Source organism: Ruegeria sp. J8 (assembly GCF_056531925.1).
Window position 1 is genome coordinate 14,368 of sequence record NZ_JBQFMR010000002.1, and the last position, 12,913, is coordinate 27,280.

A 12,913-nucleotide genomic window follows, 5' to 3' on the forward strand; every position below is an offset into this window, starting at 1 on the left:
ATCCTGAAATGAACGACCAATCCCGTACATCCTCGCGCAGCGGCGGACGCGCCGCGCGCCGTGCTGCCCGCGCCACGGCCCTACCCGATCACCTGCGCCCAGTGCGCCCCGGCCTTGACGGCGGCACGTATAAACCTCTGACCGCTCAACAGGTTGAGCAAATACACCAAGCCGCGCTGACAGCGCTGGAAACCATCGGACTTGCCGATGCACCGCAAAGCGGAATCGACTATCTGGTGGGCGCTGGCTGTACCTTGGGCGAGGACGGACGCATCCGGTTTCCGCGCGCACTGGTCGAGGATACGATCGCCAAGGCGAACCGCTCGGTAACCCTGCACAGCCGCGATGGGCAAACTGATCTGGAGCTGTCTGGTACCCGCGTCCACTATGGCACCGCAGGCGCCGCTGTCAGCATGGTCGATGTGGAGGGGCGAGAGTACCGCGATTCGACCGTGCAAGACCTGCACGACGCCGCACGCATCTGCCAGCAACTGGACAATATCCATTTTGTTCAACGCCCTATGGTGTGTCGTGACATCACCGACAATCTGGAAATGGATCTGAACACGGTCTATGCCGCTTGCTCCGGCACCTTCAAACATATCGGCACCTCGTTCACCGAACCTAGCCATGTAGCCCCCGCAGTGGAAATGCTGCACATGATTGCTGGCGGCGAGGACAAATGGCGTGAGCGGCCTTTCGTGTCGAATTCGAACTGTTTCGTAGTGCCTCCGATGAAATTCGCCACCGAAAGCTGCGAAGTGATGGAGGAATGTATCAAAGCTGGAATGCCGGTTCTGCTGCTCTCGGCCGGAATGGCGGGGGCGACCGCACCGTCGACTATCGCGGGAGCAATCGCTCAGGCGACGGCGGAATGTCTTGCAGGGTTGGTTTACGTAAATGCCGTAAGCCCTGGGGCCCCTGCGGTTTTTGGAACATGGCCATTTGGCTTGGACCTGCGCACAGGCGCGATGTCCATCGGGTCGGGCGAACAAGCGCTGCTGACCGCAGGCTGCGCCCAGATGCATCATTTCTACGATCTGCCGGGCGGTGCCGCCGCTGGTGCGTCAGATTCAAAATTGCCCGACATGCAGGCCGGATGGGAGCAGATGTGCTCGAACGTTATGGCCGGCCTGTCCGGGGTGAACATGGTCTATGAGGCCGCTGGTATGCACGCCTCTCTTCTTGGATTTTGCTTTGAAAGTCTTATCTTGGGGGACGATCTTATCGGTCAAGCGCAGCGCTGCGTGCGGGGGATCGAGGTTACGGACGAGACCCTTGCCCTTGATCAGATGGCCGAGGTCTGCATGGGCGGCCCCGGTCACTATCTGGGCACCGAAGCAACGCTCAGCCGGATGCAAGCCGATTACGTGTATCCGACCTATGGCGACCGAACGTCACCCAAAGAATGGGCCGAATTGGACAAGCCTGACCTGATCGCCAAGGCCACGGCCCGGAAAGAGGAAATCCTGTCCGCACCGTCACCCGCACGGTTCGATCCCATGCTGGACGCGGCGCTTCGCGAGAAATTTAACATTCATTTGCCAACGTAAGTGCTTGAAAAAAAGGGGGCCGAGGCCCCCTTTAAGTTTCGCCATCCAGGCTCATCTCGTTGACCGCCCGGTGTTTTTTTGCCTGCGGCCTGGACTGCGCATGGGACGAGCGCACCCGTCCCGTGAGAGAGTGGGAAAGAGCAATATTCCGCCCCACCCTGTTCCCGGCCGACACGGGCATGTCGGCCGAGTGGAAAAAGGCATCGTAGGTAAGTCTCGGCGCCTTCTTCCGTTTTCGTCGGGACCGGGCATTCGGGGGAAAGCCCAGGTCCCTACACCCCGCCTGACGGGGCGTTTGCCTTAGCTACACCCGCTGGTCGCACCGCAGGTGTTGCATTTCATGCAGGTGCCGTTGCGCACCAGCGTGTAATTTCCACATTCACCACAGGGATCGCCCTCGTACCCTTGCATCTTGGCTTTTGTGCGGGCGTCCATACCGGTCGCCACTGCGGTTTCAGCAGGGGCTTCGAACACGGCGGCAGGTTCCGCCATTCCGGTTGCATCCGCTTGCGGCGTGAACATGGCCAAATCCTGCGGCAACCGCTTGCGCAGATACCCGGTCGAGCTGATTTGCTTCAATACTTCCAATGACTTGGAGGCCGCTGTTTCACTGATTTCCGAGACGTTCGAGACGCCCTCTTCCTCGCCCCGACCGATATCGTCGAAGGTCGCGCCTTCGGGCTTCACATGGGCCAGATCAGTGCGGTCCAGATAGCTGACGGCCAGCTCGCGGAAGATGTAGTCCAAGATCGACGTCGCGTTCTTGATCGAGTCGTTGCCCTGCACCATCCCCGCCGGTTCGAACTTGGTGAAGGTGAAGGCATCCACGAACTCTTCCAGCGGCACGCCGTATTGCAGGCCGACAGAGACCGCGATGGCAAAGTTATTCATCATCGCCCGGAAGCCAGCGCCTTCCTTGTGCATGTCGATGAAAATCTCGCCCAACGAGCCGTCCGAATACTCACCCGTCCGCAAATAGACCTTATGGCCGCCCACGATGGCTTTCTGAGTGTAGCCTTTCCGACGCTCGGGCATCTTCTCGCGGTGCGAGCGGACGATTTCCTTGACGACGACCTTCTCGATGACCTTCTCGGCCAGCACGGCAGCTTTTTCGGCCGGTGTGCCGCTTTCCAGAACCTCGGCGGCCTCATCATCATCCTCAACCAATGCAGCGGCCAGAGGCTGAGACAGTTTCGAGCCGTCGCGGTACAGCGCGTTCGCCTTCACACCCAGCGACCACGACAACTCATATGCCTTCTGGCAGTCTTCGATGGTCGCATCGTTCGGCATGTTGATCGTCTTCGAGATGGCACCCGAGATGAAGCTCTGCGCCGCCGCCATCATGGTGATGTGGCTGTCAACCCCAAGGAAACGCTTACCTTTCTTGCCGCACGGGTTGGCACAATCGAAGATGGAATAGTGTTCCTCTTTCAGGTGCGGCGCGCCTTCCAGTGTCATGGTTCCGCAGACGTGATCATTCGCCGCTTCGATATCTGCGCGGGTGAAACCCAGGTGACGCAGCAGGTCGAAGGTCGGGTCATTCAGCTTGGTGGCCGGGATGCCCAGAACGCCGGTGCAGAAATCCTCGCCCAGCGTCCACTGGTTGAAGACAAACCGGATGTCGAAGGCGCTTTCTAGCGCAGCATCCACTTTCGCCAGTTCGTTCGGACCGAAGCCGTGGCCGGTCAAAGAGGTGTGATTGATCCCCGGCGCGTTCCCGATGGTGCCGTGGCCGACCGCGTAGCCCACGATCTCTTCAATCTGAGACGAGGAATAGCCCAGCTTCTCCAGCGCCGAAGGCACCGAACGGTTGATGATCTTGAAGTAACCACCACCGGCCAGCTTCTTGAACTTGACCAGCGCAAAGTCCGGCTCAATCCCGGTGGTGTCGCAATCCATCACCAGACCGATGGTGCCGGTGGGGGCGATCACAGTGGCCTGCGCGTTGCGATAACCGTTCTTTTCACCCAGACTCAGCGCCTCATCCCAAGCGGACATGGCCAGATCGATCAAACGCTTGTCCGGGCAGTTGCCGTGGTCCAGAGGCACCGGCTTCACGGCCAGCTTCTCATAGCCGGTCACGACACCCTGCGCCGCGCGGCGGTGGTTGCGGATGACGCGCAGCATGTGGTCGGCATTGCGCTCATAGCCTTTGAAAGCACCCAGCTCACCGGCAATTTCCGCCGAAGTCGCATAGGCCACACCAGTCATGATCGCGGTAAGCGCGCCGCAGATCGCACGACCCTCATCCGAGTCATAGCTGTAGCCCATGTTCATCAGCAGACCGCCGATATTCGCATAGCCCAGACCCAAAGTGCGGAAATCATAGGACAGTTGCGCGATTTCCTTTGAAGGGAACTGCGCCATGGTCACCGAGATTTCCAGCGTCAGGGTCCACAGACGCGAGGCGTGCATATAGTCAGCCGCCTGGAACTCACCATCCTTGAGGAAGGTCAGCAGGTTCATCGACGCCAGGTTACAGGCCGTGTCATCTAGGAACATGTATTCCGAGCACGGGTTCGAGCCGCGGATCTCACCATCTTCTGGGCATGTGTGCCATTCATTGACCGTGTCGTGGAACTGAATGCCCGGATCGGCGCAGGCCCATGCCGCATGTCCAACCTTTTCCCAAAGATCGCGGGCCTTAACGGTCTTTGCGACCTTACCATCGGTCCGGTTGATCAGCTCCCAATCGGCGTCTTTCTCAACGGCGGTCAGGAACGCGTTGGTCACGCGGATCGAGTTGTTCGAGTTCTGGCCCGAGACGGAGCTGTAGGCTTCTGAATCCCAGTCCGTGTCGTAGGTCGGGAACTCGATGCTGTCATGACCCTGCTTGGCATAATCCAGCACGCGCTTGATGTAAGTCTCGGGGATCGCGACCTTTTTGGCCTCGCGCACAGCCGTTTTCAGGCCGTCATTCTTGTTCGGATCATAAGCATCATCAGCGGCACCGTCCCAGCTGCGGATGGCCTCGAAAATGCCGTTCAGCATCTTCTCGTGCATCTTCGATCCGGCAACGATCGAGGCCACCTTCTGCTCTTCGATCACCTTCCATTCGATGAATTGCTCGATATCGGGGTGATCTGCATCGACGATTACCATCTTTGCTGCTCGACGGGTTGTACCGCCTGATTTGATCGCGCCAGCGGCGCGGTCGCCGATCTTGAGAAAGCCCATCAGGCCCGAAGACTTGCCGCCACCCGACAACGCTTCGCCCTCAGCACGCAGATGGCTGAAGTTGGTCCCGGTGCCCGAGCCGTATTTGAACAGGCGCGCCTCGCGCACCCAAAGATCCATGATGCCGCCTTCGTTCACCAGATCATCATCGACGGACTGGATGAAGCACGCATGCGGCTGCGGATGCTCATAGGCAGATTTCGACTTGGTCAGCTTGCCGGTTTTATAGTCGACATAGTGGTGCCCCTGCGCCGGGCCATCGATTCCATAGGCCCAATGCAAGCCAGTGTTGAACCACTGCGGCGAGTTCGGCGCGGCACGCTGGGTGGCCAGCATGTAGCGCATCTCGTCAAAATAGGCGCGCGCGTCTTCCTCGGTCGAGAAATAGCCGCCCTTCCACCCCCAATAGGCCCATGCACCCGCCAGTCGGTCGAACACCTGTTTGGACGAAGTCTCACCTTCGAATTCCGCGCCATCCGCAGGGACCGAACGCCACAGGAACTCAGGTACATCCTTTTCTTTGACCTTCTTCAGCTTGGACGGAACACCAGCCTTGCGGAAATACTTCTGGGCGATGACATCACTTGCCACCTGGCTCCAGCTGGAGGGAACTTCGATATCATCCAGACGGAAAACAATCGTACCATCAGGGTTACGGATTTCTGACGTTGCCGAAACAAAGTCCAGCTCCGCATAAGCGTCTTGTCCTGATTTGGTGAATTTTCTGTCAATCTTCATGTCCGCCGCCCTAGATTCAATCACTTGTCCTTGTCGCCTCAAGTTCGAGAAAGCGAACCTTTGGCCGTGCCAGAAAATTGGGCGCAAAGAACCGGTCGCTGCCAATGGCAACGAAATTCCGTTTCAACGGTTGCACGTCTCTATGTTGTGCTTTCCGACCCTCGCCCTATGCCGCGCTCCGGATTTCCTACCAGATTTAGTGGCATCATATTCGGCCCATACAATCTGGCGTATTCGGCCATAGATCGTCAACGTCATTTTTCCGTCATTTTTGGAATCTTTTATATTGACCCAATATCTCTCAAATGGCGCTGAACGGGGTGGGCCGATTCCTCCACAGGTTCATCCACGGGTTCAAATGGACCTGCGCAAAATTCTGCAGAACAATTAACCGTGATTTCCGGCACAGTTATCGGCATTTGATAAACCGAAGTTAAGATATCTAAACTCGAATAGAATCATCCCTGCGTTTGTTCGGCGCGAAAACAGCTTCGCCGACCAACGCAGCACGAAGTAAAGGTACGAGCAGAGATGTCGAAGATTGGAATCCTTCCCCTGATGGGACTGATCGTGGCCTGCACACCACAAGATGTGCCCCCTCCATCCCGCAGCGCGCAGTTTGAAACCTATCCCACGCGGCTGTTCGATACGTTCGAAGTCGGCTGTGATGGCCCTGGAGAAGATTTCAGGCGTGTCGGGAATCGCCTGTTCGAATGCACCGAGTTGCTGCCCCCCGAAACGACGGCCTTTCTGATTCTCAACTATGATGGTTACCCGCAGGATCTGCCCAAAAGCGTGATGCGCCTAACCTCGACCAAAAACTCCGGAGGATACCGCGTCGACGCTGAACTCTATTTCAACGTACCGCGCCAGAATGCGCCCGACATTCAGGTGCCCGTCGAAAGCGAACAATTGGACAAGGCCCTTACCGCGCTTTATCGCGCGATGGGCGGTGCTCCAGCTTGAAAGGAAGTGGTCGGGGCGGCAGGATTCGAACCTACGACCCCCTGTACCCAAAACAGGTGCGCTACCAGACTGCGCCACGCCCCGGACCGTGCGCCTTCCTAACGGGGCCGTTCTGATTTGAAAAGCCCTAACAGGGCCAAATTGCAGGACCTTGCGAAAAAACTTCGTGCTGCATCTGCGTGCCCGGTTCAATCAGGTAACGCCGCGCCAGCCCTGCGTTGATCTCCAACACGGCATAGACCGAATCACCGCCCTCAATCAGCGATAAATCACCGGGGATGGCATCACTATGCACATTCACGACCTCACCTGCGCGATTCACAAAAATCATATCCAGGGGAATCAGTGTGTTCTTCATCCAGAACGCGACCCGCTGCGGCGGATCGAAGATAAACAGCATCCCTGCCCGTTGCGGCATGGATTCCCGAAACATCAGACCGCGCGCACGTTCCTGCGGTGTCACGGCAAGTTCGATATCGAAGCTGATCTGAGACTTTTCATTTTTCAGGTTCACGCGATCCGCGCTACAGGCCGCAAAGGCCGTTCCCGTCCATACCGATAGTATCGTCGCAGCAACCGAAAGAACCCTGATCATCATGCTCTAGCTATCAAGCGCGGATTCCCAGGCCAGAACCTGCGCGGCCATACGTCCACGTTTGCCATCGATCACCCGCATCGCCAAAGCCTCGCCCGGCTGCAAATCGGCCAAACCAGACCGGCGCAAAACCTCAATATGAAGAAACACGTCTTCGTCCCGACCGAACACATTGGCGAATCCAAATCCCTTGCCCTTGTCGAACCATTTTACGCGCGCAGCTTCCAATGGGGCTTCGGCTATGGCCACCGGGTCCAGCTCGGCGAAATCGGCAAGCATCATTGAGTCGGCGCGCGCCGGAGGATCTACGCTGATCACCTCGACCGCTTGAACACCGCGATCGGTGCGGTGCGTCATGATCTCAATGCCGGCACCATCCGCGACCGAGCTTTGGCCAAAATTCCGCAAGACATTTACATGCAACAGAATATCCGGGCCACCCTCATCGGACACAACAAAGCCATACCCCTTGGCAGGGTCGAACCATTTCACGTGTCCACGTACGCGGTACATGTTGTTCAGGTCGTCTGGCACAGTGTTCCTATCGCGCGTTTTAATAATTCGTTAAGGTTTTGATGTGTATGGGATTGCCCCACGATTTCAAGCTGAAAAAACCCTTTAAACTCCGAGTGTTGCATTTCGCGGCACGTGAATGTCATGGATTCAGCCTCTGTGTCTGCCACTCAGTCTCTGCGTTTTCACGCCGCCACTGGAACCGATCATGCAAACGGAAGGCTCCGTCAGCCCAGAATTCGATCTCTGTCGGCTCCAACCGGTATCCACCCCAAAACGGTGGACGCGGTGGATTCGGCCCCAGCTTTGCGGTCACCTTTGCAACCTCGGCCATCAGAGCCGTCCGGCTGCTGAGCGGCTGTGACTGTTTCGACGCCCATGCACCCAACCGGCTTTTTAGGGATCGGGACGCATAATATTCATCCGCTTGTGGTCCGTTTTCCCGAGTTATTGTACCACGAACTCGGATTTGACGCCGCAAAGATTTCCAATGCATCACAAAAGCAGCTTTCCCGGCACTGTCCAACTCGGCCGCCTTGGTACTTTCGTAATTCGTGTAGAACACAAAGGCCTGAGCCTCGATCTCTTTCAGCAGGACCATCCGCACGTTTGGCATACCAGTCGCGTCCACGGTTGCCAGGGCAATCGCGTTCGGATCGTTCGGTTCACTGTCCCTGGCGTCGTCCAGCCACCGCGCCGCTATTTCAAACGGATCGGTACCGGCGAAAATGCCGTCTCGTTCGCTCATTTCCATCCCCTGGAAACTCTTAATGTTCACCCTAGGGCGAGAACCCGCCACGGGCAAGAGCACACGGCCTTGATGCAAGCCATCCAATGGCATAAACCATCCCAACATAATGCGAAGGACAGGCGGAGAACCGAACATGTCAAATCAGTTGATGGCCGGCAAGCGCGGCCTCATCATGGGACTGGCGAATGACAAATCAATCGCATGGGGGATTGCCCGCGCATTGTCTGACGCAGGGGCCGAACTTGCATTCTCTTATCAAGGCGATGCGCTGAAAAAGCGGGTTGACCCGCTGGCCGCTCAATTGGGCAGTGAAATCGTCTTGCCCTGCGACGTCAGCGACGAAGAGTCGATTGACGAACTATTCAACTCGCTTTCGAAGAAATGGGGACATTTGGATTTTGTCGTCCACGCCATCGGCTTTTCCGACAAAAACGAGTTGCGCGGCCGCTATGTTGATACTTCGCGCGCCAATTTCAAACTGACCATGGATGTCTCGGTCTATTCCTTCACCGCCGTAATGCAGCGGGCCGAGAAGATGATGACCAATGGCGGCAGCGCGGTCACGCTGACCTACTACGGCGCAGAACAAGTCATGCCCCACTACAACGTCATGGGTGTGGCCAAGGCGGCGCTTGAGGCCTCGGTTAAATATCTGGCCGAGGATCTGGGCAAAGACGGCATCCGTGTGAACGCGATCTCGGCTGGCCCGATCAAGACGCTGGCAGCCAGCGGGATCGGTGATTTCCGCTATATCATGAAATGGAATGAATATAACTCGCCCCTGCGCCGCAACGTGACCATTGATGACGTCGGCAACTCAGCGCTCTATCTGCTGTCTGACCTCAGCGGAGGCGTAACCGGTGAGAATCTGCACGTGGATTCAGGTTATCACATCGTCGGCATGAAGGCCGTTGACGCACCAGACGTTGAAAAAGGTTAATATCCATGAGCGCCAAAGACCGCCTGCCCCACGAAAAAGGCTTTCACATCAGTTGGGATCAGATTCACCGCGACTCGCGCGCTCTGGCCTGGCGTCTGGACGGGCAAGGCCCCGAAGATGGTGCCTGGCGCGCCGTTGTCGCCATCACGCGCGGCGGCATGGCCCCGGCGATGATTGTCAGCCGTGAGTTGGACATCCGCACCGTCGACACGATCAGCGTCCGCTCTTACCACCATCAGGAACAAGGCGAAGCCGAAGTTCTGAAGGCCCCGGACGCCGGCCTGATGGGCGACGGCACCGGCGTACTGATCATCGATGACCTAGTCGACAGCGGCAAAACCCTGGAACTGGTCCGGGACATGTACCCCAAGGCGCATTTTGCCACTGTCTATGCCAAACCCAAAGGCCGCCCGATGGTTGATACTTTCATCACCGAAGTCAGCCAGGACACATGGATATTCTTCCCATGGGATATGGCCCTGCAATATGTCGAACCCTACCGGGGCACCGACTGATCCTTCTTCTGTTCAAAAATACCTCGGAGCGCGAGGCAGAGCCTCGCAAAAAATGATCCGCCATGCCCCAAACCCGTACCCGCGCCACCTTCCCCCCTCCGGTGATGGAGGCGCGCCGCTGGCTTGAGGGCGTGGACTTCACTCAAGACCGTCCTTTGATCAACGTCAGCCAGGCTGCCCCGGTCGATCCACCGCCGCTTGCCTTGCGTCAGGCCATGGCCGAGTTTGCCATCAGTGAAGACAGCGCGCATCTCTACGGCCCCGTGCTGGGAAACCCCGAACTCCGGGCCGAACTCGCCCAACAAATCGGCACCCATTACGGCGCGGACCTTTCGTCAGATCAGGTCGCCATCACTTCGGGTTGCAATCAGGCTTTCGCCGCCACCCTTTCAGCCATCACCGATGAGGGGGATGAGGTCATTCTGCCAACCCCATGGTACTTCAACCATAGAATGTGGCTGGATATGGCAGGGGTACGCAGCATCGCGTTGCATACCGGGGACGATTTGCTCCCCGACCCCGAGGCTGCGCGCGCGCTGATCACTGATAAAACACGTGCGATTGCTCTGGTAACACCGAACAATCCGGGTGGCGTCGAATACCCGGCGGAACTGGTCCGCGCCTTTTATGATCTGGCGCAAGAGGCCGGAATTCGCTTGCTGGTCGATGAAACCTACCGTGATTTCGACAGCCGCAGTGGCCCGCCTCACGATTTGTTCCAACAACCCGGTTGGGACGAGACGCTGGTGCATCTCTATTCCTTTTCGAAAGCCTACCGCCTGACAGGCCATAGGGTCGGCGCAATCGCGACCAGCCCAAACCTTCTGGCCGAGATCGAAAAATTCCTCGACACCGTCGCCATCTGCCCCGGTCAGATGGGTCAATTCGCCGCCCTTTGGGGAATGCAGAACCTGTCGCGATGGGTCGCCGGAGAACGGGATGAGATTCTCGACAGACGCGCCGCCATTCAGGACATGTTGCCCGATCTTGCCGAAAAGGGGTGGAAACTTCTGGGGCTAGGCGCTTATTTCGCCTATTTCGAACACCCTTTCGACTTGCCCTCAGACGAGTTGGCCAAACGCATGGTGGCCGAAACCGGCATCCTGCTTTTGCCCGGCACCATGTTCATGCCGCAGGACGATCCAGCCGGCAAGCGGCAGGTCCGCATCGCCTTTGCCAATCTAGACCGCAAAGGCTTGCGCCAATTGTTCGATCGGCTGACCGACGCCACCTTCTAAGCTTGCCCCCCGCCGGTCCGCGTCGTATTCAAGGCCGCAACCGACAGGGCAGCAATCTGCCACAAAACCACAAATGAGGGCACCATGGCCGCAGGCATGAAAAACCTTTCAAAGACCTTTGTCTGGATCCTGATGGGTCTTTTGATGCTGGGCCTTGCCGGGTTCGGGGCCACGAGCCTGACCGGAACCGCGCGCAGTGTCGCGCAGGTAGGCAACGAAGATATCTCGATCAACGATTATGTGCGTGAGCTTCAACGCGAAATCCGCGCCGTCGAAAGTCAGACCGGGCAACCGATGCAAATCTCGCAGGCGCATGAGTTCGGGCTGGACCAGCTTGCCCTCTCGCGCCTGACCGCGCTTGCCGCGCTGGATAATGAGGTCGGTCTGCTGGGCCTTTCGATCGGGGATGAGAACCTGCAGAAGGAAATTCTGGCCATCCCGGCCTTTCAGGGGGTGGATGGAAGTTTCGACCGCGACTCGTATGAGTTTCAGCTTGATCAGGTTGGCCTGACCGACAGCGAATTCGAATCCGATCTGCGCAAGGAATCTGCACGCACCATCGTGCAGGGCGCGATCATGGGCGGCGTCGAGATGCCCCAAACCCTGACAGATGTCATGACCAATTTCGTCGGCGCGCGACGCAGCTTTACTGTTGCGACCGTCAGCGCGGACGCCCTGTCTGAGCCAATCGGGCAGCCCACCGATGCGCAGGTTCAAACTTTTTACGACGGCAATGCCGACCTTTTCACTCTGCCCCGCACCAAGCGGCTGACCTATGCAATACTGTCGCCCGACATGCTGCTGGACAGCGTTGAGGTGGATGAGGACGCGGTGCGCCGCCTCTATGATCAGCGCTCGGAGGAATTCCAACAGCCCGCGCGCCGCTTAGTCGAGCGTCTGCCATTTTCGGACGAGGCTGCTGCCGAGACTGCCATGGCGCAAATCGCTGTCGGCGGCACAACGTTCGAAACTCTGGTGCGCGACCGCGATCTTGTACTCAGCGATGTCGATCTGGGTGACGTGACCCGGGACGATCTTGGCGACGCGGCCGACGGCGTATTTGCCGCCGAACTGGACGATGTTGTTGGCCCCCTTCCGTCGCCTCTGGGCCCGGCACTGTTCCGCATCAACGGCACGCTAGCGGAAAACATCATTGCGTTCGAAGACGCCGCTCCAATTTTGCGTGAAGAACTGGCCGCTGACCGTGCCCGCCGCCAGATCGAGGCGCAAGCCGAAGACATCAACGACCTGCTGGCGGGTGGTGCCACCTTGGAAGAGCTGGTGGGCGAGACTGAGATGGAACTGGGCCAGATCGACTGGACTCGCCAAAGCGAAGATGGCGTGGCCGCTTATGACGGGTTCCGCGTTGCCGCACAGGACGTGAACGAAGGCGATTTCCCCGAAGTTGCGTTCCTTGAGGACGGCTCAATCTTTGCCCTGCGACTGGACGAAGTTCTGCCCCGCCGCCCGGAACCCCTGGACAGCGCCCGGGAGCGCGTGATTGCCGCATGGGTGCAGGCCGAGACGGACAAGGCGCTGGAAGAGCAGGCCAAAACCGTTCTTGCACAGCTTGAGAGCAATGGCGATTTCACTGAAACTGGCCTGCCCTTCCGCGTGGAAAACGCCCTGACCCGGACCGCTTTTCTGGATGACGTTCCCGCAACTTTCATGTCGGACGTGTTTGACATGGAACTGGAAGAGCTGCGCGTGATCCCTGGCACTGGTACTGCCTTTGTTGTGCGGCTCGAAGAGCTTTTGCCGCCTGATGAGACAGACGAATTGCGTCAGGCACGCGAAGCCCTTGCGGCGCAGTTGAACCAAGCTCTGGCTCAGAATATTTTCGACGCCTATGTCCGTGACGCGCAGGTTCGCGCCCGTCCCGTCGTGGATCAACAGGCCCTGAACGCTGTCCAAGCGAGCTACTAAG

10 protein-coding genes and 1 tRNA gene are annotated in these 12,913 nt (G+C 58.1%); 6 read left to right on the forward strand and 5 right to left on the reverse strand.

Annotated features, from left to right (window positions below; all coding sequences use genetic code 11):
• Positions 1 to 8: 8 nt before the first annotated feature.
• Positions 9 to 1,553, forward strand: coding sequence for a trimethylamine methyltransferase family protein (locus ACR0L1_RS03575; RefSeq protein ID WP_480857181.1), 1,545 nt, complete (start codon positions 9 to 11; stop codon positions 1,551 to 1,553).
• Between the two features lie 300 nt (positions 1,554 to 1,853).
• Here the strand turns inward: ACR0L1_RS03575 and ACR0L1_RS03580 are convergent, their stop codons facing one another.
• Entirely contained in the window at positions 1,854 to 5,468 is a 3,615-nt protein-coding gene (locus ACR0L1_RS03580) for a vitamin B12-dependent ribonucleotide reductase (protein WP_480857183.1), read from the reverse strand.
• A 531-nt stretch (positions 5,469 to 5,999) separates the two neighbouring features.
• Between ACR0L1_RS03580 and ACR0L1_RS03585 the strand changes: the two genes are divergently transcribed.
• Positions 6,000 to 6,434, forward strand: a complete 435-nt coding sequence (locus tag ACR0L1_RS03585; RefSeq protein WP_170774202.1) for a hypothetical protein — start codon at positions 6,000 to 6,002, stop codon at positions 6,432 to 6,434.
• Between the two features lie 7 nt (positions 6,435 to 6,441).
• Here the strand turns inward: ACR0L1_RS03585 and ACR0L1_RS03590 are convergent.
• The 4 genes from ACR0L1_RS03590 to pdxH all read right to left on the reverse strand — a co-directional run bounded on the left by ACR0L1_RS03590 (position 6,442) and on the right by pdxH (position 8,290).
• A tRNA-Pro gene (locus ACR0L1_RS03590) sits at positions 6,442 to 6,518 on the reverse strand.
• Positions 6,519 to 6,561: 43 nt separating this feature from the next.
• A complete protein-coding gene (locus tag ACR0L1_RS03595) occupies positions 6,562 to 7,029 on the reverse strand; it encodes a DUF192 domain-containing protein (protein WP_170774612.1) in 468 nt (155 codons plus the stop codon).
• 6 nt (positions 7,030 to 7,035) lie between these two features.
• Positions 7,036 to 7,542: a cold-shock protein gene (locus ACR0L1_RS03600; protein ID WP_174819482.1), complete on the reverse strand. Its 507-nt coding sequence runs from the start codon at positions 7,540 to 7,542 to the stop codon at positions 7,036 to 7,038.
• Between the two features lie 142 nt (positions 7,543 to 7,684).
• On the reverse strand, positions 7,685 to 8,290 hold the full coding sequence (pdxH, locus tag ACR0L1_RS03605) for a pyridoxamine 5'-phosphate oxidase (protein ID WP_480857186.1): 606 nt from the start codon (positions 8,288 to 8,290) through the stop codon (positions 7,685 to 7,687).
• A 136-nt stretch (positions 8,291 to 8,426) separates the two neighbouring features.
• Between pdxH and fabI the strand changes: the two genes are divergently transcribed.
• The 4 genes from fabI (at position 8,427) to ACR0L1_RS03625 (ending at position 12,912) form a co-directional block, all read left to right on the forward strand.
• Entirely contained in the window at positions 8,427 to 9,233 is an 807-nt protein-coding gene (gene fabI / locus ACR0L1_RS03610) for an enoyl-ACP reductase FabI (RefSeq protein WP_170788638.1), read from the forward strand.
• A 5-nt stretch (positions 9,234 to 9,238) separates the two neighbouring features.
• Complete coding sequence (gene gpt / locus ACR0L1_RS03615) at positions 9,239 to 9,748, forward strand: xanthine phosphoribosyltransferase (RefSeq protein WP_170774211.1); 510 nt, start codon at positions 9,239 to 9,241, stop codon at positions 9,746 to 9,748.
• A gap of 62 nt (positions 9,749 to 9,810) precedes the next feature.
• The gene (locus ACR0L1_RS03620; RefSeq protein WP_480857188.1) at positions 9,811 to 10,986 is read left to right on the forward strand and encodes an aminotransferase; all 1,176 of its coding nucleotides are present in this window, start codon (positions 9,811 to 9,813) and stop codon (positions 10,984 to 10,986) included.
• Positions 10,987 to 11,070: 84 nt separating this feature from the next.
• Positions 11,071 to 12,912, forward strand: coding sequence for a peptidyl-prolyl cis-trans isomerase (locus ACR0L1_RS03625; protein ID WP_480857190.1), 1,842 nt, complete (start codon positions 11,071 to 11,073; stop codon positions 12,910 to 12,912).
• Position 12,913: the final 1 nt, after the last annotated feature.

Excerpts from the sequence above, each read along its gene's own strand:
- ACR0L1_RS03575 (WP_480857181.1), top strand. The coding sequence starts at position 9 with ATGAACGACCAATCCCGTACATCCTCGCGCAGCGGCGGACGCGCCGCG.
- ACR0L1_RS03580 (WP_480857183.1), bottom strand. The coding sequence starts at position 5,468 with ATGAAGATTGACAGAAAATTCACCAAATCAGGACAAGACGCTTATGCG.
- ACR0L1_RS03585 (WP_170774202.1), top strand. The coding sequence starts at position 6,000 with ATGTCGAAGATTGGAATCCTTCCCCTGATGGGACTGATCGTGGCCTGC.
- ACR0L1_RS03595 (WP_170774612.1), bottom strand. The coding sequence starts at position 7,029 with ATGATCAGGGTTCTTTCGGTTGCTGCGACGATACTATCGGTATGGACG.
- ACR0L1_RS03600 (WP_174819482.1), bottom strand. The coding sequence starts at position 7,542 with ATGTACCGCGTACGTGGACACGTGAAATGGTTCGACCCTGCCAAGGGG.
- pdxH (WP_480857186.1), bottom strand. The coding sequence starts at position 8,290 with ATGAGCGAACGAGACGGCATTTTCGCCGGTACCGATCCGTTTGAAATA.
- fabI (WP_170788638.1), top strand. The coding sequence starts at position 8,427 with ATGTCAAATCAGTTGATGGCCGGCAAGCGCGGCCTCATCATGGGACTG.
- gpt (WP_170774211.1), top strand. The coding sequence starts at position 9,239 with ATGAGCGCCAAAGACCGCCTGCCCCACGAAAAAGGCTTTCACATCAGT.
- ACR0L1_RS03620 (WP_480857188.1), top strand. The coding sequence starts at position 9,811 with ATGCCCCAAACCCGTACCCGCGCCACCTTCCCCCCTCCGGTGATGGAG.
- ACR0L1_RS03625 (WP_480857190.1), top strand. The coding sequence starts at position 11,071 with ATGGCCGCAGGCATGAAAAACCTTTCAAAGACCTTTGTCTGGATCCTG.